Origin of the sequence: Pseudomonas sp. B21_DOA (assembly GCA_030544685.1) — a bacterium.
Classification (GTDB): Bacteria; Pseudomonadota; Gammaproteobacteria; order Pseudomonadales; family Pseudomonadaceae; genus Aquipseudomonas; species Aquipseudomonas fluorescens_AO.
Window position 1 is genome coordinate 2,488,891 of record CP086683.1, and the last position, 25,214, is coordinate 2,514,104.

Here is a 25,214-nt window from a genome sequence, read left to right on the forward strand (position 1 = left end):
CGCCATGAGTCGTGAAGCCCTGCAGGAATCGCTGTCCGCAGTGATGGATAACGAAGCGGACGAACTGGAATTGCGTCGAGTGCTCAGCGCACTGGATGATGTTGATACCCGTGAGACCTGGGCTCGTTACCAGATCGCTCGGGCAGCCATGCACAAGGATCTGCTGCTTCCGCGTCTGGATATCGCTGCGGCAGTGTCTGCTGCGCTGGAAGACGAAACGGCTCCGGCCAAAGTATCCCGCAGCCCATGGCGTAACCTGGGTCGCCTCGCTGTTGCCGCTTCGGTAACCGTGGCCGTTCTGGCCGGTGTTCGCCTGTACAACCAGGACGAAATCGCTGGTGTTGAGCTGGCCCAGCAGTCGAATCAACCTACCCTGGCCACTCCACAGGTCAAGGGTCCGGCAGTTCTGGCGGGTTACAGCGAAAGTTCGGAAGCGACTGGCCCGATGGCCAATGGCGTCCTGCAAGGTCAGCCAGGCTGGCATGATCAGCGTCTGCCAGGCTACCTGCGCCAGCACGCTCAGCAGGCTGCACTCAAGGGAACTGAAAGCGCGCTGCCATACGCACGTGCCGCAAGCCTGGAAAACCGTTAAGGAGGATCATGCGCGCCATCCCTCTACTTTCGCTTCTGCTCAGTGGCTGGTTCATTGTTCCAGCCCACGCTGACGAGGCCCAGGACTGGTTGACCCGTCTGGGCCAGGCCGAGCAGCAGCAAAGCTTTCACGGTACTTTCGTTTACGAGCGCAACGGCAGTTTTTCCACGCACAACATCTGGCATCGCGTCCAGAATGGCCAAGTCCGCGAGCGGTTATTGCAGCTCGACGGCTCGGCTCAGGAAGTCGTGCGCATTGATGGGCGTACTCAATGCGTCAGCGGCACCCTGATTGCGGGATTGGGTGATTCACCCAACGCTGCCGCCCGTGCGCTGGATCCCAAAAAGCTGAAGAATTGGTATGACCTTGCCGTCATTGGCAAGTCGCGTGTGGCCGGTCGCGATGCCGTGATCGTGTCACTCACGCCTCGTGATCAGCACCGCTACGGTTTCGAGCTGCATCTGGACAAGAAGACCGGGCTGCCGCTCAAGTCGTTGCTGTTGAACGACAAAGGGCAGTTGCTTGAGCGTTTCCAGTTCACCAGCCTCGACACTGATGAGATCCCGTCGGACAAGGACTTGTTGGCAGACGCCGATTGCAAGCCGATCAACATCGCAAGCGACAAGGCTTCTGCAGCCAAGACCGTGCAAAACTGGCGTTCGGACTGGCTGCCGCCAGGCTTTGAGCTGACCAGCAGCAGTTCGCACAAAGATGCGCAAACCAAGACCCAAGTCAGCAGCCTGATGTATGACGATGGTCTGGCGCGTTTCTCGGTGTTCCTTGAACCGTTGAATGGCGCAACCGTCACTGACACCCGCACTCAGTTGGGCCCGACCGTCGCGGTATCCCGTCGCCTGACCACGCCGCAAGGCGAAATGATGGTCACGGTTGTCGGCGAAATCCCGATTGGCACCGCCGAACGAATCGCTCTATCGATGCGTAACAACGATGGCGCTGCGACCAGCAAGCAGTGAGCTGATTTCAGTCATTTCCACTTCGTCGTCGAGACGTCGAAATGTTTGCTGAGCATTTTCATTTGCAAAACCCCTGAAAATTTTTTATAGGTCAGAGCCTCACGGCTCTGGCCTTGTTTGTTGTTCCCGGAACAAAAATGCCGGTCTGTGGTTTCCGGTGTTCCTTTGCTCCATATCGCTTAACCCTGCTCGTCGTAACGGGAGCTGTATGTCGATACCAAGTTTAAAGTCTTACCTTTCCATCTTCGCCACCGTGCTGTTGCTCGGTCAGGCGGTGCCTGCTGCGCAAGCGGCCGATCTGCCTGATTTCACCCAGTTGGTCGAACAAGCGTCGCCCGCGGTGGTGAACATCAGTACCACGCAGAAACTGCCGGACCGTCGCGTGAATCAGCAGATGCCGGATCTGGAAGGCCTGCCACCGATGCTGCGCGAATTCTTCGAGCGCGGCATGCCGCCTCAGCAGCGCTCGCCGCGTGGCGACGGCCGCCAGCGTGAAGCGCAATCGCTGGGTTCGGGATTCATCATTTCGCCGGATGGCTACATCCTTACCAACAACCACGTGATCGCCGATGCCGACGAAATCCTCGTCCGTCTGGCTGACCGCAGTGAGATGAAAGCCAAGCTGGTCGGCACCGATCCACGTTCGGACGTGGCCTTGCTGAAAATCGAAGGCAAGGATCTGCCGGTGCTCAAGCTCGGCAAATCCCAGGACCTGAAGGCCGGCCAGTGGGTCGTCGCGATCGGTTCGCCATTTGGCTTCGACCACACTGTGACCCAAGGCATCGTCAGCGCCGTGGGCCGCAGCCTGCCGAACGAAAACTATGTACCGTTCATTCAGACCGACGTGCCGATCAACCCGGGCAACTCCGGTGGTCCGCTATTCAACCTGAACGGTGAAGTGGTCGGCATCAACTCGCAGATCTACACCCGCTCCGGTGGTTTCATGGGCGTGTCGTTCGCCATCCCGATCGACGTGGCGATGGACGTTTCCAATCAGCTCAAAAGCGGTGGCAAAGTCAGCCGCGGCTGGCTGGGCGTGGTCATTCAGGAAGTGAACAAGGATCTGGCCGAGTCGTTCGGTCTGGACAAGCCGGCCGGCGCCCTCGTTGCACAGATTCAGGATGACGGCCCCGCGGCCAAGGGCGGCCTGCAGGTTGGCGACGTGATCCTGAGCATGAACGGTCAGCCGATCGTCATGTCCGCAGACCTGCCGCATCTGGTCGGTGCGTTGAAGGCTGGCGCCAAAGCCAATCTGGAAGTGATTCGTGAAGGCAAGCGCAAAAACGTCGAGTTGACCGTCGGCGCAATCCCGGACGAAGACAAAGAGCTGGACGCGTTGCCGAAATCCGGCGCTGAAAGCAGCAGCAATCGTCTCGGCGTTGCAGTCGGCGAATTGACCGCCGAGCAGAAGAAAACCTACGACCTCAAAGGCGGTGTGGTGATCAAGGAAGTGCAGGACGGTCCTGCGGCCCTGATCGGTCTCCAACCGGGTGACGTGATCACCCACCTGAACAACCAGGCCATCGGCTCGGCCAAGGAGTTCACCGACATCGCCAAGGCGTTGCCGAAGAACCGTTCGGTGTCGATGCGCGTGCTGCGTCAGGGCCGTGCCAGCTTCATCACCTTCAAACTGGCTGAATAAACCAGCTACAAGGTAAAAGAAACCGCCTCGAAAGAGGCGGTTTTTTTGTGTCTGCAGCTTCTACCTTGCGGGGAAACTCAGCCCATCATGTCCTTGACCATGCGCTCCTGCTCCATCAGCTCGCGCTGACGGGCGTCGATGCGCGAGGACAGCGGGAAGTTGTTGCCGGCCTTGCGCTTGGCGAAGTCCAGTTGCTGAATGGCCTGGCGGTAATCGCCGACCAGCGCAAAGTACTCAGCGCGCGCCTGATGCAGGCCAATGATGTTGCCCGACAGGCCGCGAGTTTCGGCAACCTGATACCAGACGTCCGGATCATCCGGGCGGGTCTTGAGCAAACTGTCTAGCGCCTTCTCGGCATCGGCGGCGCGATTCTGTTTCAGCAGCAGATCGACGCGCACCTGATTCAGCGGGTAATTGCCGGGGTATTGAGTGAGCATGCGATCGACCCGCGATTGCGCATCCGGCAGGCGATTGTTGGTGATGTCCAGATCGACCTGAGCGAGGTTGTAAATGATTTCGTTCGGCGACTTGGCCAATAGCTGCTTGAGGTTCTCGCGGGCTTCGTTGAGCTGGCCGCCCTTGATTTGCGCGATGGCCAAGCCGTAACGCGCCACATCGTTTTTCGGATTCTCATCGAGCAGGGCGCGGAAACGCTTGGCGCCCAGTCCCGGGGTTTCCTCATAGATCAACTGCACGCGCGCACGAATCAACTGATAACGCATGCTGTCTTCAATGCCGCCCGGTTTCGCCTGCTCGGCGCGGTTGCGAGTGTCAGCGATACGCGATTCGGTGACCGGGTGAGTCAGGAGGAATTCCGGCGGCTTGGCGTCGAAGCGATACTGGCGCATCAGTCGTTCGAACATGGTCGGCATCGAACGCGGGTCGTAGCCGGCCTTTTCCAGATTGAGAATGCCGATACGGTCCGCTTCCTGTTCGTTCTGCCGCGAGAAGCGTCGTTGTTCCTGCAATGCCGCAGCCTGAGTGCCGGCAATGGTAGCGATGCCGGCATCACCGCCACCAGCCGCGGCGATGACGATGCCGGCGAGCAAAGCGGCCATCATCGGCACCTGCATTCTTTGTGACGCTTCGACGCCGCGAGCAAAGTGACGTTGCGACAAGTGCGCCAGTTCGTGAGCGAGCACCGAGGCGTATTCACCTTCGGTCTGGGCGTTGAGGAACAGACCGCCGTTGACCCCGACCACGCCGCCCGGTGCAGCGAAGGCGTTGAGTTGCGGGCTGTTGATCAGGATGAATTCCAGGCGTCGGTCGGAGACCTGGCTGGTCTCCACCAACTTGTAGACGCTGGATTCGACGTAATCCTTGAGCTGCGGATCGTTTAGCTGAGAAACCTGGCTGCGCAGCACGGCCAGCCAGGCGCGGCCGAGCTGGTATTCCTGCTGCGGCGAGACGATGGCAGAACTGGCGTCGCCGAGTGACGGCAGATCGTCGGCAAAGCCTGGTGAGGCGAGCAGGCAAGCGAGCGTCAGCAGGGTAGGGCGCAGAAAAGTCATGCACAAAGCCTTGGAGGACAAAGACCTTACTGTAGCCGGACACCGAAGCCGCGACCAGATATTCTAGGCAGCTCGACAACCTGAACCGGAGTGCCGCAATGACCGACGCTGTAGCCCACGACGTGGAACTGGACGCCAGTGGCCTGAACTGTCCGTTGCCGTTGCTCAAGGCAAAAATGGAGCTCAATAAAATGCAAAGCGGCGCCGTACTCAAGGTCATCGCCACCGATGCGGGCTCACAACGGGATTTCCGTACCTTTGCCAAACTGGCCGGTCATGCGCTGTTGCGCGAAGAAGACGAGGCTGGCGTTTACCGTTACTGGTTGAAAAAAGCCTGACGCGAGCGCGTTAACGATCGAAGGGAATATTGATGTTCAAAGTGTTACGCGACTGGATTCAGCGCTACTTCTCCGATGAAGAAGCCGTGGTGCTGGCGGTGCTGCTGTTTCTCGCCTTCACCGCCGTGCTGACTCTCGGCGGCATGCTTGCGCCGGTGCTGGCGGGAATGGTGCTGGCGTATCTGATGCAAGGCCTGGTGGTGACGCTCGAGCGGCTGCGCGTACCCGGCGGCGTGGCGGTGGGTCTGGTGTTTGCGCTGTTCATGGGCGCGCTGATGCTGTTTATCGTCGTGGTGCTGCCCCTGCTGTGGCATCAGTTGATCACGCTGTTCAACGAGTTGCCGGGCATGCTCGCCAAGTGGCAATCGCTGCTGCTTCTGTTGCCCGAGCGCTATCCGCATCTGGTGTCTGACGAGCAAGTCCTGCAAGCGATCGAAGCGGCGCGGGGCGAGATTGGCAAGTTCGGTCAGTGGGCACTGACCTTTTCGCTGTCGAGTTTGCCGCTGCTGGTGAACATCATGATCTACCTGGTGCTGGTGCCGATTCTGGTGTTCTTCTTCCTTAAGGATCGGGCGATGATCGGCGAGTGGGTGCGCGGCTATCTGCCTCGCGAGCGCGCACTGATCACCCGTGTCGCCCAGGAAATGAATCGGCAGATCGCCAACTACATACGTGGCAAAGGTATCGAAATCGTCATCTGTGGCGGCGTGACCTACATCGCTTTCATCGCGTTGGGCCTGAACTACGCGGCGCTGCTGGCGTTGCTGGTCGGCTTGTCGGTGGTGGTGCCGTATGTCGGTGCGGTGGTGGTGACCGTGCCGGTGCTGCTGATTGCACTGTTCCAGTGGGGCTGGAGCGATCAGTTCATTTATCTGATGGCGGTCTACGGGATTATTCAGACGCTGGATGGCAACGTACTGGTGCCGTTGCTGTTTTCGGAAGCAGTGAATCTGCATCCGGTGGCAATTATCTGTGCGGTGTTGTTGTTTGGCGGGTTGTGGGGATTCTGGGGGTGTTCTTTGCGATCCCGCTGGCGACGCTGTTCAAGGCAGTGCTGGATGCTTGGCCGCGCAAGGAGCCGGTGGTGGCGCCGTTGCTTTAAATCGGGGTGAGGCTTTTGGCCTCATCGCTGGCAAGCCAGCTCCCACAGGTTTTGTATGTGCTGAACCCTGTGGGAGCTGGCTTGCCAGCGATGGCGTCGGTGACGACGCAGCAAAAACATCAGGCTTTATTCAGAGCCTCAGCCGCCGCCAGCACGGCATCAACATGCCCCGGCACTTTCACGCCACGCCATTCCTGACGCAGGACACCGTCCTTATCAATCAGGAACGTGCTGCGATCAACGCCCAGGTATTCCTTGCCGTACAGCTTCTTCAGCTTGATCACGTCGAACAACTGGCAAACCGCTTCGTCCTTGTCACTGATCAGTTCGAAGGGGAATTCCTGTTTGCCTTTGAAGTTTTCGTGCGATTTCAAACTGTCACGGGAAATGCCAAAGACTTCAGTGTTGGCAGCCTTGAACGCCGCATATTGATCGCGAAAGCCCTGACCCTGAGTGGTGCAGCCCGGGGTGCTGTCCTTCGGGTAGAAATAGATCACCACTTGCTTGCCCTTGAGTTCCGACAGGCTGACGGTCTGCCCGCTGGTCGCAGGCGCGGTGAAATCCGCAACCGGTTGGTCGATGACAACGGCCATGAAAGCTTCCTTACATTGGGTTTTGTGGGCGCCAAGGCTCGATCAGCGCATCCAGGTTCATCGCGTCGGCGAAGTCGAGGAACTGATCGCGCAGCCAACTGATCTGGGTACCGGCCGGCAGGGTCACGGTGAACGTGGCGTTGAGCATGGTGCCGCCGGTCTGTGGCGCCTGATAGGTGTCGCAGGTGAGGTTTTCCAGTTCGACGTTGTGGTCCATGAAGAACTGGCACAGCTCATTGATGATGTCCGGGCGATACGCCGAGCTGACGTAAGCCACGTAAGGCAGCGCCTGTGGGCGATTTTCCAGAGCCGCGCTGCGTACCACGTTGACAGTGAACGCATGACGCTTGGCCAGCAATGGCAGGCTGCCTTCGAGGCGCGCGAGGGCGTCCCAGCTGCCGGAAATTTCCAGCACCAGGGCACTGCACTCGCCGTGGCGGGTCAGGCGAGAGGTGACGACGGCGCAGCGGTTTTCATGGCTGGCGCGGCACAGGACGTTGGTCAGCTCCATGGGGTTGGCGCCGAGGGCACTGATGACAAGGAATTGTTCGCGAACTGTGGGGGTGGACATGCAGCATTCCTAAAGCGATGAGCGGTCGGTAGGTTGACGGGCGTTGGTGGCCGGGAGTGCCTGTTCTGGCGGCCGTATAAAGAGACCCGGCCAGCGTTCGCGGCTCGCTCCACTGTGCGGGAGCGCGTCGATGCGACGCAGGAACGGGGCCTGGGAGGCCGAAAAGGGAGGCTGAAACCCGGCGTACAAGCTGATCTGTACCGATCAAAGTCTGAAGGGTAGCGAAAAGCGGCGCCAAGGGGAATGGCGGCGGCGCAGTACTTCGCTTGTGCAAGCATCTTGGCGCCAGTACCATTACCGCTCTCTTTTCCGGCAGGAGCGGTTTCATGATTGCGGGCAGTATGGTGGCACTGGTCACTCCCATGGATGCACAAGGGCGTCTTGACTGGGACAGCCTCAGCAAACTCGTGGACTTCCACCTCAAGAACGGCACCCATGCCATCGTCGCCGTCGGTACCACCGGCGAGTCGGCCACCCTTGATGTAGAAGAGCACATCGCCGTCATCAAAGCCGTGGTCAAACAGGTTGCCGGGCGCATTCCGGTCATCGCCGGCACCGGCGCCAATTCGACCCGCGAAGCCGTCGAGCTGACCCGCAACGCCAAGGCCGCCGGCGCCGATGCCTGCCTGCTGGTGGTTCCTTATTACAACAAGCCGACCCAGGAAGGTCTGTACCAGCACTTCAAGCACATCGCTGAAGCCGTCGACATTCCGCAGATTCTCTACAACGTTCCCGGCCGCACCTCCTGCGACATGCAGGCCGAGACGGTGATTCGCCTGTCCACCGTGCCGAACATCATCGGCATCAAGGAAGCCACCGGCGATCTCAATCGCGCCAAAGCGATCATCGATGGCGTGAGCAAGGATTTCATCGTGCTGTCCGGCGACGATCCGACCGCTGTCGAGCTGATCCTGCTGGGCGGCAAAGGCAACATCTCGGTCACCGCCAACGTCGCCCCGCGCGAAATGGCTGACCTGTGCGAGGCCGCGCTGAAGGGCGACGCCGATACCGCGCGCGCAATCAACGAAAAACTGATGCCCCTGCACAAGGACCTGTTCATCGAAGCCAACCCGATTCCGGTGAAATGGGCTTTGGTCGAAATGGGCCTGATGCACGAAGGCATCCGCCTGCCACTGACCTGGCTGAGCACCCCTTGTCATGAAACGCTGCGCTCGGCCCTGCGCCAGTGCAGCGTCCTGGTTTAATTGAGGAAGTACAACGCATGAAGCGAATGGCCGGACTTTCCGCACTTGCCTTGATTATCTCCAGCACCAGTGGCTGCGGATGGGTCTGGGGGCCGGAAGGTTATTTCCGCGACCGTGGAAGCGATTACCTGCAAGCGCAACAGACTGCACCGATGCAATTGCCACCGGATGTGAGCACTGCCAAGCGTCTCGATCCGCTGTTGCCGATCCCGCGCAACGTGGCCGATGACACCGCGACGGGCGAATACGTTGTTCCGCGTCCTCAGCCGCTGTCGGCGGTTGCCGATGCCACTGATTATTCGCTGCAGAAGAGCGGTGATACGCGTTGGGTCGTGGCCCAGCATCCACCGGCCGAAGTCTGGCCAGTGGCGCTGCAGTTCTTCCAGGACAACGGTTTCCGTCTGGATGAACAGCGTCCGCAGACCGGTGAATTCACCACCACCTGGCAGCACTCCGACGAGCTGTCCGCGTCGATGGCCAAGCGCCTGAGCGCGGCCGGTATCGCCAGCGACAGCGAAACCCGCGTGCGCGTGCGCATCGAGCCGGGCGTGCAGCGCAACACCAGTGAAATCTACGTGGTCAGCGCCGAGCGTCCTGCTGGCAGCACGGCCGACGTAGCCTTCACCAACCGTTCGGTCAACACTGGCCTGGACGCTGCGCTGGTCGACGACATGCTCGCGAGCATGAGCCGCACCTCCGAGAAGGGCGGTTCGGTGTCGATGCTGGCCTCGCGTGATTTCGACGCGCCAAGCCGCGTCAGCCTCAGCGAAGACGGTAGCGGCAACCCGGTGTTGAACGTCGGTACCGATCTGGACCGCGCCTGGTCGAGCGTCGGCCGTGCGCTGGAACAGGGCGAATGGCGCGTTGAAGACATCAACCGCAGCCTGGGCCTGTACTACATCAACCTGGCCGAAAAAGCCGAGAAGAAAGACGACAAGCCTGGCTTCCTCAGCAGTCTGTTCGGCAGCGCGCCGAGCAAGGAAGAAGTCGAAGCCCGCGCCGAGCGTTATCAGGTTCGCCTGAGCAAGGTGGGCGAGAACATCCAGGTCACCGTCGAAAAGAACATCAACACCGTCGCACCTGCCGATGTCGCGCGTAAAGTGTTGAGCGTGATTCAGGACAACCTGGGCTGATCCGATATGCGTTTTGCCGTTCTCGGCAGCGGTAGCCAAGGGAACGGCACGCTGATCGCCAGTGCTGATACGTATGTGCTGGTGGATTGTGGTTTTCCCTGCGGGAAACCGAAAGACGTCTGTTGCGCCTGGGTGTGCACCCGGCGCAACTGAGCGCGATACTTGTGACCCACGAACATGCCGACCACGTGCATGGCGTGGGTTTGCTGTCTCGGCGCTACAATCTGCCGGTCTACCTCAGTCGCGGCACGTTGCGGGGGATGCGCAAACCGCTTGAACCGGCGGGCTTTCTGGCCGGCGGCGAGCAACTGCAGATCGGCGCACTGAACGTCGGGGTCATTGCCGTGGCCCATGACGCGCAGGAGCCGACCCAGTATGTCTTCAGCGATCAGGAACAGCGGCGCTTCGGCCTGCTGACCGACCTGGGGTCGTTCTGCGAGCGGGTGCTGGATGGCTATCGGGATCTCGATGCGTTGATGATCGAGTCCAACCATTGCCGCGACATGTTGGCCCGTGGTCATTACCCGTACTTTCTCAAGCAGCGGGTGGGCGGCGAACGCGGGCATCTAAACAACCATCAGGCGGCATTCCTGGTGGCCGAGTTGGGCTGGCAGGGTTTGCAACACCTGGTTCTGGCCCATCTGAGCAGCAAGAACAACCTGCCGCAGCTGGCCCGGCAATGTTTTGTCGACACCCTCGGGTGCGACCCGGACTGGCTGCAACTGGCCGATCAAGATTCAGGGCTCGACTGGCGCCACATCGCCTAGCCCACCTACTTAGCAAGCGGAGCCCATCATGGAAAAACGTGAAGAACTCTACCGCGGCAAAGCCAAATCGGTTTACAAGACCGACGACGCTGACCGCTTGATCCTGCTGTTTCGCAACGACACCTCGGCGTTCGACGGCAAGCGCATCGAACAGCTCGATCGCAAAGGTATGGTGAACAACAAGTTCAACGCCTTCATCATGCAGAAGCTCGAAGCGGCCGGCGTGCCGACCCAGTTCGACAAACTGCTGGGCGACAACGAATGCCTGGTGAAGAAACTCGACATGATCCCGGTGGAATGCGTCGTGCGTAACTACGCCGCCGGCAGCCTGGTCAAGCGTCTGGGCGTCGAGGAGGGCATGAAGCTCAACCCGTACACCTTCGAACTGTTTTTGAAGGACGACGCCAAGGGCGACCCGTTCATCAACGAATCCCATGTCGTGGCGTTCGGTTGGGGCACCGCCGAGCAACTGGCACGCATGAAAGAACTGTCGCTCAAGGTCAACGAAGTCCTGAGCAAACTGTTCGACGACGCCGGCCTGCTGCTGGTCGACTTCAAGCTTGAATTCGGCGTGTTCAGCGACGGCTCCATCGTCCTCGGCGACGAGTTCAGCCCGGACGGCTGCCGTCTGTGGGACAAGGACACCAAGAAGAAGATGGACAAGGACCGCTTCCGTCAGGGCCTCGGTGACGTCATCGAAGCCTACGAAGAAGTCGCCGCTCGTCTGGGTGTACCGCTTTAATCGACGCAAGCATCTGATAGCACGGAAAAAATTTCGTTTGGGGGTTCGCAACCAACGAAAGTGTTGTTATGATGCGCGCCGTTGGAGAGATGCCAGAGTGGCCGAATGGGACGGATTCGAAATCCGTTGTACCTTCACCGGTACCTAGGGTTCGAATCCCTATCTCTCCGCCATTATTGAACAAGACGAAGCCCCCGTAATCATTGCTGATTACGGGGGCTTTTTCGTTTCTGGCGTTTTGTTCGTTACGCTTTTCGGGTACAACCTGCCGACTGCATAAAAGGAACAGCTCGATGAGTGAAGTTCAGCCGTTGGCGGGGGATGACGATGTGAAGCCGCAGGCCGTGAGTCTGCGCGAGGCTTTCTGGTTCTGGTTGAAGCTGGGCTTTATCAGTTTCGGCGGGCCGGCCGGGCAGATTTCGATCATGCACCAGGAGTTGGTCGAGCGGCGACGCTGGATTTCCGAGCGGCGTTTTCTGCATGCCTTGAACTACTGCATGTTGCTGCCGGGGCCGGAGGCGCAGCAGTTGGCGACCTACATCGGCTGGTTGATGCATCGAAGCTGGGGCGGCATTGTGGCCGGGGCTTTATTCGTGTTGCCTTCGCTGTTCATCCTGATTTTCCTGTCGTGGCTGTACATCGCCTTCGGTGAAGTGCCGGTGGTGGCCGGGCTGTTTTACGGGATCAAGCCTGCGGTGACGGCCATCGTGGTGCAGGCGGCGCATCGCATTGGTTCGCGGGCGCTGAAGAACAATTGGCTGTGGGCGATTGCGGCAGCGTCGTTTACCGCGATTTTTGCGTTCAATGTGCCGTTCCCGCTGATCGTGCTGGGCGCGGCGGTGATTGGCTATTTTGGCGGACGCTTGGCGCCGGAGAAATTCAGGGCCGGCGGGCATAGCGCGGCGAAGAAGTCTTTCGGTGCGGCGTTGATCGACGACGACACGCCAACTCCGGCGCATGCCCGTTTCAGCTGGACGAAACTGGCCATGCTCGCCGTGATTGGCGCCGCGCTCTGGGCATTGCCGATGGGCGTATTGACCGCGCTATTCGGCTGGCAGGGCACGTTGACGCAAATGAGCTGGTTCTTCACCAAAGCTGCGCTGCTTACCTTTGGCGGAGCTTATGCGGTGTTGCCCTATGTCTATCAAGGTGCGGTCGGCCACTACGGCTGGCTGACCCCGACGCAGATGATCGACGGCCTGGCGCTGGGCGAAACCACGCCCGGGCCGCTGATCATGGTGGTGGCATTTGTCGGTTTTGTCGGGGCTTATGTGACGCAGGTGTTCGTTGCCGATCAGGTGTTTCTTGCCGGAGCGGTTGCCGCTGCGCTGGTCACTTGGTTCACCTTTCTACCCTCATTCCTGTTCATCCTCGCCGGCGGCCCGCTGGTGGAGTCGACGCACGATGAACTCAAATTCACCGCCCGCTGACCGCGGTCACCGCTGCGGTGGTTGGGGTGATCCTCAATCTGGCGTGTTTCTTCGGTTATCACGTGCTCTGGCCGCAGGGCTTCAGCGCCAGCCTGGACTGGCCGTCGGCGTTGATTGCGATTGCCGCGGCCATTGCGCTGTTTCGCTTCAAGCGCGGGGTGATTGAGGTGCTGCTGGGGTGTGCGCTGATCGGGTTGGTGGTGCATTTGCTGCGTTGATTCATGCGGTCAGGCCCAGCCAGCCGTGGAAACCGACGTAAAGCCCAACCGCGATAATCAGAACGCCAGACACATACGGCGCCCTCCGCGCCAATGTGCCCAACCACGGCCAACGATTGGACGCCTGTCTGGCGCCAATCGCCGCCGCAGCTCCCACGGTCACCAGAGTGATCGCCAAGCCGATGCTGAAACACAACACCAGCATGCCGCCCAGCGCGACCTCTTTGACTTGCAAACACAGCAGCAGAACGGTGATCGCGGCGGGGCAGGGGATCAAACCGCCGGTCAAACCGAATACAACAATCTGCCCCGTTGTCACTTCGCGATGGCTAAAGCGCTTGCGAATATCCTCGGCATGCGCGCGCTCATGGGCGTCCTGATAACCTTCAACTGCCAGCGCCAGACCTTCCGATTCGGTGTGACCATGGTGATGCTTGTGATCATGATCGTCATGATGATCATGCCCATGAGCAACGTTGAACATCCGCTCACCCCGCCAGGTCCGCCACAACATCCATAGCGCAATCGCAATGATCAACGCCGCAGACGCCAGCTGAAAGTACGGCTCGGTGGTCTGCGCATCCAGCCCGGCGCCCAGGTACATTCCGCCAATCGCCACCAGCCAGACCACCGCCGTGTGCGACAACGTCGCGGCCAGGCCCAACAGCACGGCCTGTTTGACCGAGCCACGAATGGCGACGATGAACGCCGCCATCATTGTTTTCGAATGGCCCGGTTCCAGGCCATGCAAAGCGCCGAGCAGAACCGCACTGGGGAAATACAGCCAGGCGTTGGCCCCGCCTTGTTGCAGCAGTTGAGCAAAATCGGGCATGTCGGAACCTAGAGGTATTTGGTGATTTGTTTGAACGCTTCCAGCGGTGCGCGCTCGCCGTTGCCCAGTGCCGAGACGGTGTCTTCCAGGCAATGGTCGATGTGATCCTGAATCAACGTGCGCTTGGCCTGGCAGATGGCTTTTTCAACCGCGTGCAGTTGCTGGGCGATGTCCACGCACTCGCGGCCTTCTTCGATCATCGTGATGATGCCGCGCAAATGACCGTCCGCACGCTTGAGGCGTTTGATGATTGCTTCGTGGCTTTGGTGAACATGAGCATGCCCGTGTTCGTGTGTGTGCTTACTCATTTTTTGCACCTCGAAGCAGATCTGAACGTGCGCCAATGCTATCCCCCTGGGGGATACTAACAAGCCCTGAAACAGCGCGTCGTGAACCCGTTGCTGTGTGATTAGTTCCGCTCAATTCAAAGCGAGCAGCGCAAGCGGCACACCGCCGTTTCGCTTGATCCCGCGGTTCAAACCATTTGTCCTGTCACTTCAAATTTTTTGAAATTTCCGCGAAGACAATGCTTCACAAAAGGGTAGGCAGGCTTTTAACCCACGACTTGCCACGCTTATCCGACTGAGGAGATTTGTCATGTTTCTACATAACAAGCGACTTCAATACACCGTTCGTGTCGCCCAGCCCAATCCGGGACTGGCCAATCTGTTGCTCGAGCAGTTTGGCGGCGCACAAGGTGAACTGGCGGCGGCTTCGCGCTATTTCACTCAAGCGCTGGCCGAGGACGATCCGGGACGCAAAGACCTGCTGATGGACATTGCCACTGAAGAACTCAGCCACCTGGAAATCATTGGCTCGATCATCGTCATGCTCAACAAGGGCGCGAAAGGCCGGATGGCCGAAGGCGTCGAGCAGGAGGGTGAGCTGTATCGCTCTTTGAATGGCAATGGCAATGACTCGCACATCACCAGCCTGCTCTATGGTGCCGGTTCGCCGTTGACCAACTCGGCCGGTGTGCCTTGGACGGCGGCATACATCGATACGATCGGCGAGCCCACCGCCGACATGCGCTCCAACATCGCTGCAGAAGCGCGGGCGAAGATTGTTTACGAGCGCTTGATGAACGTGACCGATGACCCCGGCGTGAAAGAGGCGCTGGGCTTTCTGATGACCCGCGAGATCGCCCACCAGTTGTCGTTCGAAAAAGCCCTGCATTCGATTCAGCCCAACTTCCCGCAAGGCAAGCTGCCCGGCATGCCTGAGTTCACCAACGTCTACTTCAACATGTCGCAAGGCACCGAAAGCATGCGCGGGCCGTGGAATCAGGGCGACGATTGGGAGTTTGTCGAAAGCCCAACGCCGGCGGTCGACGGCGGTGATGGCCTGGCCACCGTGCAACTGGATAGCGCCGACGAAGCGCTGCTGGAAAACATGAAGATGCGGACCATGTCCGATCCCAACAGCGAGCCGGTTACCGGTGCGGATCTGGGCTCCGGCGCGCAGGCCAAGCCTGGTTTGTAAGGCACGTGGGGCGCGCCGGACATCAGGCGGCGCGCCCCGGTTGATCACTGTGAAATCATCAAGAAGAGGATTCGACAATGGCTACTCCACAGGAAAACCTGCTCGACTGGCTGCGTGATGCCCATGCCATGGAGCAACAGGCCGAGCAGATGCTCAAGGCGCAATCCAAGCGCCTGGAGCATTACCCGCAGCTCAAGGCACGCATCGACCAGCACATCGAAGAAACCCTCGGCCAGCAGAAACTCATCGACGAATGCCTGCAACGTCTGGGCGGTGATTCGTCAACGATCAAGGACTTGGGCGGCAAATTGATGGCGTTCGGTCAGGCGGTTGGCGGCTCCTTGATGAGCGACGAAGTGATCAAGGGCGCCATGGCCGGCTACGTTTTCGAGAACATGGAGGTTGCCAGCTACACCGTGCTGATCGCAGCGGCGAAAGCAGCGGGGGACACGCAGACGCAGAAGGCCTGCGAACAGATTCTGCCGCAGGAAGTGGCCATGGCTGAATGGCTGCTCAAGCATTTGCCGCAACTGACTGACGCGTTTCTCGAGCGCTCGGCGGAACCGGACAAGGAAGCCAAGAAGTAACTCTGCCCACCGGCGTCCGCCTGCAAACCGGGCGGACGCGGTATCAATGCTATGGCGCGACTTCCAGCGGTTTGCGCTCGATTGCCACGGGCTGCAAATGACCCAAGCGGTCGAGGTGATAGCGCTGAAGATCCCGCGCCAGAATCAGTCGGCCGTTATACAGCGCCGCCGCTTCGCTACGCACGTCTTCGATCGACGGACTCAGCGCCGGGTTGGCCTGATAGCGTGCGCTGAAGTGCGTCAGCACCAGATTGCGCACCCCTGCGGCCTCGGCAAAACCGGCGACCGCAGCGGCGCTGCTGTGGCCGTAACTGGCACGAGCGCGGTCGATTGCTGCCTGCACGAATGTCGCCTCATGCACCAGCACGTCCGCCGATTGCGCCACTTCTGCCAGCAGTGCCGGGCGATCGTTATCGCCGCAAACGATGATGCGCCGATCAGGTCGCGCGCTCAGCAGATAGTCGCGAGCGTGCAGCATCCGCCCATCAACCGTCACGTCCTGACCATGGGCCAACTGACCCCACAGCGGGCCGCGTTCGATGCCCTCGGCGTCGAGGCGCCGCACGTCGAGACGCGGCTCCGGGTCGGATTCGGTAAACACATAACCGTGACACGGCACACGGTGCGACAACTCGACGGTCTGCACTTGGACGTTAACGTTGCGCCATTCGGTGAGCGTTTCCACCGCGTGCAGGTTGATCTCGAAGGGCAGATGCGATTGCGTCACCTCAAGACTCATTCTCAGCCACGGATGCAGCGCCGCCGGCAGAATAATGTCCAGCGGCCGCGTGCGTCCGGACATGCCGGTGCTCGCCAGCAGACCCGGCAAGCCCAGGCAGTGATCGGCGTGCACATGAGTGATGAAAATCGCTCGCAATTCACTCAGTGACAGCGGCGTGCGCAGCACCGGTGCTGAGTGCCTTCACCGCAGTCGATCAGGTACCAGCCCTTGCCGGCAGATGCGATCAGTGCCGTGGCGCTGACATTGCGCTGGCGGGTCGGCACGCCGGCAGACGTGCCCAGAAACAACAAATCCACGGTGGTTCTCCCTGGCGGTTCGGATTTGACTATGCAGACTGCCAGACGCGGTAACCGCGTGCAGTGCTCGGTGTGCTTTCGACACTCAGCGACGCGATTCGGATCCATCGATATTGTGCGGCAACTCATCGGACACCCGTGCTGTCGGCGCCCGGCCTTGGCACTCTTCTCGCTGGTAATGGTCACAGCGAAACGCAATGAGCTTAGCGGAGGTTAGCTTGCCTAAAAATCCAGACCGATCGTCGACCGCGCCGACGCAGCGGTCGCTTTCGCAGGAACGCAAAGATGTGTTCTTCGCGGCGGTGCAGGTCAGCCGCATGGCCATGATCGTTACCGACCCTGCGCAGCCCGACGATCCCATCATTTTCGCCAATAACGCGTTTCTTGAACTCAGCGGCTACGAGCTGGAAGAAGTGCTCGGGCGCAACTGCCGATTTCTGCAAGGCGAGCAGACTGATCGCGCCGTGTTGCAACAGGTCAAGCAAGCGCTGAAACATCACCACGAAACCTGCGTGGAGGTACTCAACTATCGCAAGGACGGCTCGTCGTTCTGGAACGAGCTGTTTATCGCACCGCTATTCAACGAGCGCGGGCAACTGGTGTATTTCTTCGCCTCGCAAATGGACGTCAGCCGCCGCCGTGACGCCGAGGACGGTTTGCGTTACAGCGAAAACATGGAAGCACTGGGGCAGTTGACCGGTGGCATTGCCCACGATTTCAACAATCTGTTGCAAGTGATGATCGGCTACATCGAACTGATCCAGCACACCGCCAAGCGGCCGAGCATCGATCCGCAGCGCATTGTGGTAGGCGCCGGTCACGCCCGTGCAGCGGCGGAAAAAGCCCGTCTGCTGACCCAACATTTGCTGGCCTTTTCCCGGCGGCAACGGCTCGAAGGCCGGGTAATCAATCTCAATGCCTTGCTGGAGCGGTCTACGCTTCCCTCGCTGGAGTCTGTTGCTCTGGAGCCACAGTTCAACCTCGCCAGGGACCTGTGGAATTGCCGCCTCGACCCGGCGCAGGCCGAGATGGCGCTGAACCATCTGCTGTCCAATGCGCGCGACGCGCTGAGTCAGCAGCGCCAGCCGATGATCACTGTGCAGACCCGCAACGTCGTGGTGCCGGACGCAACGGATCCGCACCAGGCCGGATTGGCCGAGGGACGTTACGTGTGCATCGCAATCGCCGACAACGGTGTGGGCATTGCTGCCGACGATCTTGATAAGGTCATGGAACCGTTCTACACCACCAAAGAGGAGGGCAGCGGCGCCGGCCTCGGGCTGTCGATGGTCTATGGCTTCGTCAAGCAGTCCGGCGGCGTGGTCAAAATCGAATCGACGCCGGAACTCGGCACCACGGTGCGCCTGTTCTTTGCGGCCGACGACAGTCTGCCGACGGCGTTGGAATCGTCGCCCGATGCCGAAAAGCTCAAAGGCACCGAGCGCATTCTGATCGTCGAGGACCGTCCGGAGGTTGCTGAGCTGGCCCGTCTGGTCCTGTCCGAACACGGTTACCGCACCGACATCGCTGCAGATGCGCGCGAGGCGTTGGCAGTACTGCAGGGCGGCGATTATGACTTGGCGTTTACCGATCTGGTCATGCCCGGCGAGATGAACGGGCTGGCCTTGGCACGGGAAATCAGCCAGCGCTATCCGGCCATGAAAATTTTGCTCACAACCGGCTATTGCGCGGACGAGTCGACGCCCAATGAGCTGGCGGACAATGAATTCGAATTGATCGCCAAGCCTTACGCGCCCTTGGATCTGTTGCGCAAGCTGCGCTCGATGCTTGGCTGAAAAAACGAACTGACAGCGCGCGTTCGGCGTCCATCCTAAAGACCGCATTGAGCAACCAGTGAGGGGATCGATCCCCGGGGAGATTTTGGCCATGAGCGATTATCCGATGGACGAAACCGATTCCGATCACCGCAACCGCCAGTTCGGCCAGGCGCTGGGGCTGGATGCTGACGAAGTGGAGCTTTGGGTCAGCGCGATTGAGGAAGACGGCAGCGGCATGGGCTACGTCGTGCACTTTTCCAGCGAGACGCCGGTGGATGTGCTGGCCAAGGTGCAAGGGCTGGGCGAAGACCTGATGATCAATATCGGGCCGATTGACTGAGCGTCAGGGAGGGCGATCCATGCAGGAGCAACCTTTGGTGGTGATAAGTGGCGCCAGTGCCGGCGTCGGGCGTGCGGTGGCTCACCGGTTTGCCGCTGGCGGCTACCGTATCGGCCTATTGGCGCGTGATCCGGCGGGACTGGCCGCCACGCAAGAGGAGCTGCAAGCGTATGGCGTTCAGGTTGAAGCCGTCAGCGTCGACATCGCCGATGCGCTCGCCGTGCAGCAGGCCGCCCAGCAACTGGAAACCGCGCTTGGGCCGCTGGCGGTCTGGGTCAACGCGGCGATGGTCACGGTGCTTTCGCCGATAGAACAATTGTCTGCCGCCGAGATCGAGCGCGTCACTCAGGTGACCTATCTCGGCACGGTCCACGGCACTTTGGCAGCGCTGTCGCTGATGCGCCCGCGCAACAAGGGCCTGATCATCCAGGTCGGCTCGGCGTTGGCCTATCGCGCCATTCCGTTGCAGGCCGCCTATTGCGGGGCGAAGTTTGCTGTACGCGGTTTTACTGATTCATTGCGCTGTGAGTTGCTGCATGAGCGCAGCCATATTCGCGTGTGCATGGTGCAATTGCCGGCGATCAATACCCCGCAGTTCGATTGGGCCCGCAACAAATTGCCCAAGCGCCCGCAACCGGTGCCACCGATTCACGACCCCGACGTGGCAGCACGGGCGATTTTCAGTGTGGTAAAGCATCCGCCGCGAGAGTTGTGGCTCGGAGGATCGACGATCAAAGCGATTATCGGCCAATCGGTCATGCCGGGTTTGCTCGACCGTCTGATGGCGCGCGCCGCCTGGTCCGGCCAGCAAACCAGCGAGCCTGAGGACAACGAGCACCCGGACAACCTGTTCGAGGCGCAGCCTGGATTGCATCAGACCCGTGGCCGCTTCGTCGGCCGATCAAAGGACGCGGCGCTGGCCTTGACCTCGACACAAGTGCTGGCAGTGTCTGCGCTGATCGCCGGCCTCGTGGCCGTGGTGCTTCTACAACTCTGACGGTTGCCAGCGAAACCAGCGATAGCCGAAGCCGGCCAAGGCCAGATTGCCTCGGTCCGGCGCGGCATATTTCCGGTCTGCGAGGATCGGTTCATAGTCTTGCAAAACGATATCGAGCGTGTCGTCGAGACTCACCGGTTTATCGCTGAGATTGCACAACATCAGTGTGCACGACTGCGCCCGGTGCACGATGGCGAATATTGCAGGATGACCGCTGTCGAGTATTTGCCATTGGCCTTCGCCGACTTCAGCAAGGTTCGCGCGCGCTCGCAGGATGCGTCGGCAACGACTCAGCAACGAGCGGTCATCCGCTTGCTGTGCGGCGACGTTCAGCTGCGCAAAAGCAAACGGCCCATGGTTGACCACCGGTGCGGCCAGCCTGGCTGAAGCGGCGGTTGAAAACCCGGCGTTGCGCTCGGCTGACCACTGCATCGGTGTACGCACCGAGAGTCTTTCCGGACGCGCTGCCCGGTACGCCGATTGTGCGTTACGGCGAAGAAATCGGCATGGGCGAATGGCGGTAAAACTGCCCGGCCTGTTCGTCCCACTGCCAGATGCTGTCCTCCACCGACGGAAAAATCGGCTGGTTGCCATCGTCCACTGGCTGATCCGACCAGATGTAGTAATCACGATAGCGACTATGACGATCACGCCGTGCTTGAACAAACCACGGGTGCTGATTGCTGGTGTGTTGCAATACCAGTTCCAGCACTACGCGTATGCCGCGCTTGCCCGCCTCCCTGAGCAACAGGCGCCAATCGTCTTCGGTGCCGAAGCGCGGCTCGAGCTGTCGATGGTCGCTGATGTCATACCCGGCATCGCGAAATGGCGAAGCGAAAATCGGTAACAGCCACAGTGTGCCGACACCCAGTGCCTGCAGGTAGTCGAGTCGGTCGATGACTCCGCGCAAGTCGCCGCAGCCGTCGCCGTTGCTGTCGAGGAACAGCGATGGATCAATCTGATAGATCAGGGTTTTGCGATACCAGTCGGCGCTCATGATCAGCCCTCGGCCGGGCGCAGGATCAACGCTTGTTCCGCTGCCAGCGTTCCGTTGAAAGGCTGGTTTGCGGCAACGGTGTCACTGGCGACGTCGACCCGCCAATGACCGGTCATTGGAAAGCTGTGTTCGCGCTGGTCGAAATTGATGCAGACAATCCGTTCGTCTCCCGCGCAGTGACGCCGATACGCCAGCACTTGCGGGTGTGACGGCAATTCCTGCCAGTCGCCAAGACGCAACGCTTCACTCTTGCGGCGGCAATCGAGCAATTGGCGATACAACGTGAGCGTTGATTCGGCTGAGGCTTCTTGCACCTGCACCGCCAGTTCAGCAGCGTCGGGCGGGAAGGGCAGCCACGGCGCAGACCCGCTCCAGCCGTGTGGTGGATCGGCAGCCCAGGGAATCGGCCCGCGACTGCCATCGCGGCCACCGGGGTCCACGCGGGTCTGCGCATCGACCACGGTATCTTCCAGAGCCAGCTCATCACCTTGAAAAATGAACGGCGTGCCGCGCAGAGTCAGCAGCATCACAGCGGCCGCCCGCGCCCTGTGCAGAGAACCATCGTAACGACTGCGGATGCGTCGGTTGTCGTGGTTGGACAAAGCCCAGGTCGGCCACGCTGACTGAGCGCCGAGGAGGCTTTCCACGTCGCGAATGCACAGGCGAAATACCACCGGATCCCAGGGCGCATCCAGTGGCGGAAAATTGAAGGACATATGCAGTTCATCGCAGGCGCCGTAGTAGGCGGCTACCTGCGCGGTGGAACGGATGTTCACCTCGCCGATCAGTACGCGGTCGCCAGGGTAGCCATCGACCAGACGGCGCAACCCACGCAGCACTTCATGGCTGTAGGGCTGGTCATTGATCTGAACCATGGTTTCGCCGGCCAGGCAGCGCGGATCATCGGCGAATGTCGGATCCTTGCCGACGCAATGCACCACATCGATCCGGAAGCCATCGACGCCGCGATCGAGCCAGAACCGCAGCACCTCGTGCATGGCCTGCACGACTTCGGGGTTATGCCAGTTCAGGTCCGGCTGTTGCGGCAAGAAGAAGTGCAAATAGTATTGCTGGCTGCCCTCGTCCCAGCTCCAGGCACTGCCGCCATCGATGGAGGCGCGCCAGTTATTCGGTTGATCCCGCCAGATGTACCAGTCGCGCTTGCGACTGTCGCGGCTGGCTCGGGATTCGATGAACCAAGGGTGCTGATCGGAAGTGTGATTGGGCACGAAATCCATGAGCACCTTGATGCCACGGTTGTGCGCTTGTGAGATCAGATTGTCGAGATCGGCGAGATGGCCGAACAGCGGATCGATGTCGGTGTAATCGCAAATGTCATAGCCGGCATCGACCATCGGCGAGCGGTACACCGGCGACAGCCACAGCGCGTCGATGCCCAGTGCCTTGAGGTAATCGAGCCGAGCGATGAGGCCGGGCAGATCACCAATGCCGTCACCATTGGTGTCGGCGAAGGAGCGCGGGTAGACCTGATAGATGACTGCGTGTTTCCACCAGGGCGATGTCGACATGGTTTCTCCTTGAACCGTGCTTGCGGAATCGATCTAGGGCTTGGGCGGCGTCAGTGCGCCGGCGGAGGGCTTGAGCTTTTCCTGCAGATCCCGAGCGGTTTTGGCCTGTTTTTCGATGCCCGGCAAGGCGGACTGGGCGAAAGCCTTGAGCTGCGGATTTTGCGATGACATCGCTTCTTTCTTGAACAGCATCAGCTTTTGCTCGAGGGTTTCGGCCTGGCTGTCGATGTAGATGCGGTCGAAGGCGTCGTCCCTTGATTCAAGGCGTAGCTGCTTGGCTTTGGATGCCATCGAAGGTTCGGTGGGAACTGCCATACTCTGGCTTTGCCCCAGTTGTCGGATTTGCTTATCGAAACGCTCATGCTCGGCGATCATTTGCCGGGCAAACGCTTTGATCTCGGGCAGGGTGGCCTTTTCCAGTGCTATGCGCGAACTGTTGTGCTGGAACAGGCTTTGCTGTGCCGCCTCTTCGATGAAGGCATCAATAGTGTCCGCATGGCTGGGCTGGACGATTACAGCCAGCAGTGCAAGGCAGATCGCGGCGAGTGATTTCATGGCGCGTAAACTCCGCAGCATCAATGGAGGGTGGCGGCCCGGGCCCGACTCATGGTTGCTGATAGTGGCCGGGGATATTGTCGCCTTCGTCGGGCTTGGTGCGTTTCTGCACCTGGACGTCGCTCAGTGAAGCAGCCTTCAATTCGGGGAAAGCGGTCTTGACCAGGGTTTCAGCGAGACCGGGGTCGAGAGTGTCGCCATCGTGGATCAGCGTGCGGCTTTGCGGCTGGTTGTCGACGATGAAACTGATGAGGTAGCGGTGCTCATGGGACATGGCTGGAATCCTTGAGTGCATGGCAGCAAACATTGCAGTACATGCACCTTTGATGAACACCGCTGACGAGCATTCAAATAAACGCTTTGAACGGCGACAGACGGTGCCGCTTCGCCGATGAAAAGGGTCTCGCTCAAATCTCCTTGATTGGCGTCTCGCCCTGTACGGCTTTGATCAGGTTGATCACGTGCAGGCAATCGGCCTTGTTCACATACGACTCGCCGCTGGCCACCGTCTCGTGGTTGCGCGCGCGCAGACGCCAGCGCCATTGGCCTTTGCCAGTGCTCGGGGTGCCGCGGGTTTGTCGGTAGATTTCGAAATACATGGGTTCGCTCCCTGCGATTGATAGGCGCGCCAACCTCTGTGGCGCATCGACGCAAGCCTAGCGCAGCGGTTTTTTGGCTATCGCGGATTTGTTTCCAATCGTTCGCGGATGTTTCTGCAAAAGCTGCCGCATAAACGTTTATGGACGGCATCCCCAAGGCCTTTCTACACTGCCGCTATTCCGGGAGCAGGGGCAATGGATGAATCGCAATGAACTACGCAAGGCCGACATCAACCTGATGGTGGTGTTCGAGACCCTGATGCTCGAACGCAACGTGACCCGCGCGGCGGAGAAGCTGTTCCTCGGCCAGCCGACCATCAGCTCGGCGCTCAACCGTTTGCGCACGATGCTTAACGACCCGCTGTTCATCCGCGTCGGCCATCGCATGGAACCGACGGCCCGCGCCGAAGATATCTACCGCCATCTGAAACCGGCACTGGATTCACTGTCGGCGGCTTTGAGCCTGACCCGCGATTTCGACCCCGCCACCAGCACCATGACCTTTCGCATCGGCCTTTCCGATGACGTCGAATTCGGCCTGCTGCCGCCGCTGTTGCGCGCGCTGCGCCAAGAGGCACCGAACGTTGTGTTCGTCGTACAGCATGTCGATTACTGGCGCATTCCCGACCTTCTTGCGGCTGGCGACATCACCGTCGGCATCAGCCAGACCCGTGGCCTGCCCGCCAACGCCAAACGCAAACTGCTGCGCCATATTCAGCCGAGCATCCTGCGCGCCGATGCCTCTGATACACCGCTGACCCTCGACGAATATTGCGCTCGCCCGCATGTGCTGGTGTCGCACACGGCCAATGTCAGTGGCTATGCCGATGAGTGGCTGGCGGAGTTGGGGCGCACGCGGCAGGTGGTGTTGTCGGTGCCCCAGTACAGCGCACTACCGGCACTGCTGGCAGGCACCGACCTGATCGCCAGTCTGCCGGATTACACCGCCGCGGCGATGGCGGCGTCCGGGTCGCTGTTCAAGGAGCCGTTCCCGTTCAAGACGCCGACGCTGGACCTGTCGATGGTCTGGCTCAGCCACGTCGACAGCGACCCGGCCGAACGCTGGCTGCGTTCGCGGCTGGAAGCGTTCATGAGTGAACGACCAACTGAGCACCACGATCCCTTGTAGGCGCTGCCGAACGCTCGGGCCCGATCGGACGATCTTTTGATCTTGATTGTGAAAAACACAAAATCAAAAGCTCGCAGCCTCGTTTCACTCGACAGCTCCTGCAGGTAATGCATTGAGCCGACTGTGGTATACGTACGCCCCCGCATCCGCCGACTGGAGATCCGCAATGCCACACCTGCACGTGGAATACACCGCCAACCTGACGCAGTTGAATGCTGACATCGCCCTGATCCGGCTCAACAACACGCTGGTCGGTTCCGGACAGTTTGGTGCCGAGTTCGATATCAAGAGCCGCGCGATCAAGGTGGAGAACTTCAAGGTCGGCACGGCCCTCGGCGAGCGCGCCTTCGTCCATGTGAAACTGGCATTGCTCAGCGGGCGCTCGGCGGAGATCAAAAAGCAGCTCTCGCAAAGCCTGCTGGCGGTGTTGCAGGAACTGTGCGAATGGCCGGCCGGGCTCCAAGTTCAACTGTGCGTCGAACTGCTCGACATCGATCGCGAGTCCTACAGCAAGGCCGCGATCGGCATCTGAG

Annotated in this window: 25 protein-coding genes, 1 tRNA gene and 4 pseudogenes; 18 read left to right on the forward strand and 12 right to left on the reverse strand. The window is 60.1% G+C overall.

Annotated features, from left to right (window positions below; translation table 11 throughout):
- The first annotated feature begins 4 nt into the window (after window positions 1-4).
- The 3 genes from LJU32_11370 (at window position 5) to LJU32_11380 (ending at window position 3,208) form a co-directional block, all read left to right on the forward strand.
- The gene (locus LJU32_11370) at window positions 5-592 is read left to right on the forward strand and encodes an anti-sigma factor (GenBank protein ID WKV90663.1); all 588 of its coding nucleotides are present in this window, start codon (window positions 5-7) and stop codon (window positions 590-592) included.
- An 8-nt stretch (window positions 593-600) separates the two neighbouring features.
- Window positions 601-1,566: a MucB/RseB C-terminal domain-containing protein gene (locus tag LJU32_11375; GenBank protein ID WKV90664.1), complete on the forward strand. Its 966-nt coding sequence runs from the start codon at window positions 601-603 to the stop codon at window positions 1,564-1,566.
- Window positions 1,567-1,774: 208 nt separating this feature from the next.
- On the forward strand, window positions 1,775-3,208 hold the full coding sequence (locus LJU32_11380; GenBank protein WKV90665.1) for a DegQ family serine endoprotease: 1,434 nt from the start codon (window positions 1,775-1,777) through the stop codon (window positions 3,206-3,208).
- 77 nt (window positions 3,209-3,285) lie between these two features.
- Here the strand turns inward: LJU32_11380 and LJU32_11385 are convergent, their stop codons facing one another.
- The gene (locus tag LJU32_11385) at window positions 3,286-4,719 is read right to left on the reverse strand and encodes a M48 family metalloprotease (protein WKV90666.1); all 1,434 of its coding nucleotides are present in this window, start codon (window positions 4,717-4,719) and stop codon (window positions 3,286-3,288) included.
- Between the two features lie 98 nt (window positions 4,720-4,817).
- Between LJU32_11385 and LJU32_11390 the strand changes: the two genes are divergently transcribed.
- A complete protein-coding gene (locus LJU32_11390; GenBank protein WKV90667.1) occupies window positions 4,818-5,057 on the forward strand; it encodes a sulfurtransferase TusA family protein in 240 nt (79 codons plus the stop codon).
- Window positions 5,058-5,089: 32 nt separating this feature from the next.
- Window positions 5,090-6,159, forward strand: a pseudogene (locus tag LJU32_11395) (AI-2E family transporter).
- Between the two features lie 119 nt (window positions 6,160-6,278).
- Here LJU32_11395 and LJU32_11400 read toward each other — a convergent pair.
- Both LJU32_11400 and LJU32_11405 read right to left on the reverse strand, forming a co-directional pair.
- Window positions 6,279-6,752 (reverse strand): peroxiredoxin, encoded by a 474-nt coding sequence (locus tag LJU32_11400; protein WKV90668.1) that lies wholly within the window; start codon window positions 6,750-6,752, stop codon window positions 6,279-6,281.
- 10 nt (window positions 6,753-6,762) lie between these two features.
- Window positions 6,763-7,323: a glycine cleavage system protein R gene (locus LJU32_11405; GenBank protein ID WKV90669.1), complete on the reverse strand. Its 561-nt coding sequence runs from the start codon at window positions 7,321-7,323 to the stop codon at window positions 6,763-6,765.
- A gap of 326 nt (window positions 7,324-7,649) precedes the next feature.
- On the opposite strand from LJU32_11405, the gene dapA reads away from it, so the two are divergent.
- The 6 genes and pseudogenes from dapA (at window position 7,650) to chrA (ending at window position 12,818) form a co-directional block, all read left to right on the forward strand.
- The gene (gene dapA / locus LJU32_11410) at window positions 7,650-8,528 is read left to right on the forward strand and encodes a 4-hydroxy-tetrahydrodipicolinate synthase (GenBank protein WKV90670.1); all 879 of its coding nucleotides are present in this window, start codon (window positions 7,650-7,652) and stop codon (window positions 8,526-8,528) included.
- A gap of 17 nt (window positions 8,529-8,545) precedes the next feature.
- Entirely contained in the window at window positions 8,546-9,661 is a 1,116-nt protein-coding gene (gene bamC, locus LJU32_11415) for an outer membrane protein assembly factor BamC (protein ID WKV90671.1), read from the forward strand.
- 6 nt (window positions 9,662-9,667) lie between these two features.
- A pseudogene (locus tag LJU32_11420) lies at window positions 9,668-10,428 on the forward strand (MBL fold metallo-hydrolase).
- A 28-nt stretch (window positions 10,429-10,456) separates the two neighbouring features.
- Window positions 10,457-11,170: a phosphoribosylaminoimidazolesuccinocarboxamide synthase gene (locus LJU32_11425; GenBank protein WKV90672.1), complete on the forward strand. Its 714-nt coding sequence runs from the start codon at window positions 10,457-10,459 to the stop codon at window positions 11,168-11,170.
- Window positions 11,171-11,253: 83 nt separating this feature from the next.
- A tRNA-Ser gene (locus tag LJU32_11430) sits at window positions 11,254-11,343 on the forward strand.
- A gap of 120 nt (window positions 11,344-11,463) precedes the next feature.
- A pseudogene (gene chrA, locus LJU32_11435) lies at window positions 11,464-12,818 on the forward strand (chromate efflux transporter).
- Between the two features lies 1 nt (window position 12,819).
- Here chrA and rcnA read toward each other — a convergent pair.
- Together rcnA and LJU32_11445 are read right to left on the reverse strand one after the other, a co-directional pair.
- The gene (gene rcnA, locus LJU32_11440) at window positions 12,820-13,650 is read right to left on the reverse strand and encodes a nickel/cobalt efflux transporter RcnA (protein WKV90673.1); all 831 of its coding nucleotides are present in this window, start codon (window positions 13,648-13,650) and stop codon (window positions 12,820-12,822) included.
- Between the two features lie 8 nt (window positions 13,651-13,658).
- Window positions 13,659-13,958 carry a metal-sensing transcriptional repressor gene (locus tag LJU32_11445; GenBank protein ID WKV90674.1) on the reverse strand — a complete coding sequence of 100 codons (300 nt, stop codon included), beginning with the start codon at window positions 13,956-13,958 and terminating at the stop codon, window positions 13,659-13,661.
- Window positions 13,959-14,247: 289 nt separating this feature from the next.
- Here LJU32_11445 and LJU32_11450 point away from each other — a divergent pair, with 289 nt between their 5' ends.
- Both LJU32_11450 and LJU32_11455 read left to right on the forward strand, forming a co-directional pair.
- Window positions 14,248-15,132 carry a manganese catalase family protein gene (locus LJU32_11450; GenBank protein ID WKV90675.1) on the forward strand — a complete coding sequence of 295 codons (885 nt, stop codon included), beginning with the start codon at window positions 14,248-14,250 and terminating at the stop codon, window positions 15,130-15,132.
- A gap of 77 nt (window positions 15,133-15,209) precedes the next feature.
- On the forward strand, window positions 15,210-15,719 hold the full coding sequence (locus LJU32_11455; GenBank protein ID WKV90676.1) for a DUF892 family protein: 510 nt from the start codon (window positions 15,210-15,212) through the stop codon (window positions 15,717-15,719).
- 49 nt (window positions 15,720-15,768) lie between these two features.
- On the opposite strand, the pseudogene LJU32_11460 reads toward LJU32_11455, so the two are convergent.
- Window positions 15,769-16,757, reverse strand: a pseudogene (locus tag LJU32_11460) (ribonuclease Z).
- Window positions 16,758-16,975: 218 nt separating this feature from the next.
- Between LJU32_11460 and LJU32_11465 the strand changes: the two are divergent.
- The 3 genes from LJU32_11465 (at window position 16,976) to LJU32_11475 (ending at window position 19,872) form a co-directional block, all read left to right on the forward strand.
- Complete coding sequence (locus LJU32_11465; GenBank protein WKV90677.1) at window positions 16,976-18,553, forward strand: response regulator; 1,578 nt, start codon at window positions 16,976-16,978, stop codon at window positions 18,551-18,553.
- Window positions 18,554-18,644: 91 nt separating this feature from the next.
- Window positions 18,645-18,875 (forward strand): hypothetical protein, encoded by a 231-nt coding sequence (locus LJU32_11470; protein WKV90678.1) that lies wholly within the window; start codon window positions 18,645-18,647, stop codon window positions 18,873-18,875.
- A gap of 19 nt (window positions 18,876-18,894) precedes the next feature.
- Window positions 18,895-19,872, forward strand: coding sequence for an SDR family oxidoreductase (locus tag LJU32_11475; GenBank protein ID WKV90679.1), 978 nt, complete (start codon window positions 18,895-18,897; stop codon window positions 19,870-19,872).
- Here LJU32_11475 and LJU32_11480 read toward each other — a convergent pair.
- The 6 genes from LJU32_11480 to LJU32_11505 form a co-directional block, all read right to left on the reverse strand.
- Window positions 19,861-20,316 carry a hypothetical protein gene (locus LJU32_11480; GenBank protein ID WKV90680.1) on the reverse strand — a complete coding sequence of 152 codons (456 nt, stop codon included), beginning with the start codon at window positions 20,314-20,316 and terminating at the stop codon, window positions 19,861-19,863. The genes LJU32_11475 and LJU32_11480 overlap by 12 nt on opposite strands.
- Before the next feature lie 43 nt (window positions 20,317-20,359).
- Entirely contained in the window at window positions 20,360-20,869 is a 510-nt protein-coding gene (locus LJU32_11485) for a hypothetical protein (protein ID WKV90681.1), read from the reverse strand.
- A gap of 2 nt (window positions 20,870-20,871) precedes the next feature.
- Window positions 20,872-22,398: a DUF3459 domain-containing protein gene (locus LJU32_11490; GenBank protein WKV90682.1), complete on the reverse strand. Its 1,527-nt coding sequence runs from the start codon at window positions 22,396-22,398 to the stop codon at window positions 20,872-20,874.
- A 33-nt stretch (window positions 22,399-22,431) separates the two neighbouring features.
- Window positions 22,432-22,953, reverse strand: coding sequence for a DUF4142 domain-containing protein (locus LJU32_11495; GenBank protein ID WKV90683.1), 522 nt, complete (start codon window positions 22,951-22,953; stop codon window positions 22,432-22,434).
- A 49-nt stretch (window positions 22,954-23,002) separates the two neighbouring features.
- The gene (locus LJU32_11500; GenBank protein ID WKV90684.1) at window positions 23,003-23,227 is read right to left on the reverse strand and encodes a hypothetical protein; all 225 of its coding nucleotides are present in this window, start codon (window positions 23,225-23,227) and stop codon (window positions 23,003-23,005) included.
- A gap of 133 nt (window positions 23,228-23,360) precedes the next feature.
- Window positions 23,361-23,552, reverse strand: a complete 192-nt coding sequence (locus LJU32_11505; protein WKV90685.1) for a DUF1508 domain-containing protein — start codon at window positions 23,550-23,552, stop codon at window positions 23,361-23,363.
- 199 nt (window positions 23,553-23,751) lie between these two features.
- On the opposite strand from LJU32_11505, the gene LJU32_11510 reads away from it, so the two are divergent.
- Window positions 23,752-24,681 carry a LysR family transcriptional regulator gene (locus tag LJU32_11510; GenBank protein ID WKV90686.1) on the forward strand — a complete coding sequence of 310 codons (930 nt, stop codon included), beginning with the start codon at window positions 23,752-23,754 and terminating at the stop codon, window positions 24,679-24,681.
- Between the two features lie 166 nt (window positions 24,682-24,847).
- The gene (locus LJU32_11515; GenBank protein ID WKV90687.1) at window positions 24,848-25,213 is read left to right on the forward strand and encodes a 5-carboxymethyl-2-hydroxymuconate Delta-isomerase; all 366 of its coding nucleotides are present in this window, start codon (window positions 24,848-24,850) and stop codon (window positions 25,211-25,213) included.
- The last annotated feature ends 1 nt before the right edge of the window (window position 25,214 follow it).

Excerpts from the sequence above, each read along its gene's own strand:
- LJU32_11515 (WKV90687.1), top strand. The coding sequence starts at position 24,848 with ATGCCACACCTGCACGTGGAATACACCGCCAACCTGACGCAGTTGAAT.
- LJU32_11425 (WKV90672.1), top strand. The coding sequence starts at position 10,457 with ATGGAAAAACGTGAAGAACTCTACCGCGGCAAAGCCAAATCGGTTTAC.
- LJU32_11390 (WKV90667.1), top strand. The coding sequence starts at position 4,818 with ATGACCGACGCTGTAGCCCACGACGTGGAACTGGACGCCAGTGGCCTG.
- LJU32_11380 (WKV90665.1), top strand. The coding sequence starts at position 1,775 with ATGTCGATACCAAGTTTAAAGTCTTACCTTTCCATCTTCGCCACCGTG.
- LJU32_11475 (WKV90679.1), top strand. The coding sequence starts at position 18,895 with ATGCAGGAGCAACCTTTGGTGGTGATAAGTGGCGCCAGTGCCGGCGTC.
- LJU32_11450 (WKV90675.1), top strand. The coding sequence starts at position 14,248 with ATGTTTCTACATAACAAGCGACTTCAATACACCGTTCGTGTCGCCCAG.
- LJU32_11370 (WKV90663.1), top strand. The coding sequence starts at position 5 with ATGAGTCGTGAAGCCCTGCAGGAATCGCTGTCCGCAGTGATGGATAAC.
- LJU32_11400 (WKV90668.1), bottom strand. The coding sequence starts at position 6,752 with ATGGCCGTTGTCATCGACCAACCGGTTGCGGATTTCACCGCGCCTGCG.
- bamC (WKV90671.1), top strand. The coding sequence starts at position 8,546 with ATGAAGCGAATGGCCGGACTTTCCGCACTTGCCTTGATTATCTCCAGC.
- LJU32_11495 (WKV90683.1), bottom strand. The coding sequence starts at position 22,953 with ATGAAATCACTCGCCGCGATCTGCCTTGCACTGCTGGCTGTAATCGTC.
- LJU32_11510 (WKV90686.1), top strand. The coding sequence starts at position 23,752 with ATGAATCGCAATGAACTACGCAAGGCCGACATCAACCTGATGGTGGTG.
- LJU32_11405 (WKV90669.1), bottom strand. The coding sequence starts at position 7,323 with ATGTCCACCCCCACAGTTCGCGAACAATTCCTTGTCATCAGTGCCCTC.
- LJU32_11505 (WKV90685.1), bottom strand. The coding sequence starts at position 23,552 with ATGTATTTCGAAATCTACCGACAAACCCGCGGCACCCCGAGCACTGGC.
- LJU32_11490 (WKV90682.1), bottom strand. The coding sequence starts at position 22,398 with ATGTCGACATCGCCCTGGTGGAAACACGCAGTCATCTATCAGGTCTAC.
- LJU32_11500 (WKV90684.1), bottom strand. The coding sequence starts at position 23,227 with ATGTCCCATGAGCACCGCTACCTCATCAGTTTCATCGTCGACAACCAG.
- LJU32_11385 (WKV90666.1), bottom strand. The coding sequence starts at position 4,719 with ATGACTTTTCTGCGCCCTACCCTGCTGACGCTCGCTTGCCTGCTCGCC.
- dapA (WKV90670.1), top strand. The coding sequence starts at position 7,650 with ATGATTGCGGGCAGTATGGTGGCACTGGTCACTCCCATGGATGCACAA.
- rcnA (WKV90673.1), bottom strand. The coding sequence starts at position 13,650 with ATGCCCGATTTTGCTCAACTGCTGCAACAAGGCGGGGCCAACGCCTGG.
- LJU32_11375 (WKV90664.1), top strand. The coding sequence starts at position 601 with ATGCGCGCCATCCCTCTACTTTCGCTTCTGCTCAGTGGCTGGTTCATT.
- LJU32_11470 (WKV90678.1), top strand. The coding sequence starts at position 18,645 with ATGAGCGATTATCCGATGGACGAAACCGATTCCGATCACCGCAACCGC.
- LJU32_11445 (WKV90674.1), bottom strand. The coding sequence starts at position 13,958 with ATGAGTAAGCACACACACGAACACGGGCATGCTCATGTTCACCAAAGC.
- LJU32_11455 (WKV90676.1), top strand. The coding sequence starts at position 15,210 with ATGGCTACTCCACAGGAAAACCTGCTCGACTGGCTGCGTGATGCCCAT.
- LJU32_11485 (WKV90681.1), bottom strand. The coding sequence starts at position 20,869 with ATGAGCGCCGACTGGTATCGCAAAACCCTGATCTATCAGATTGATCCA.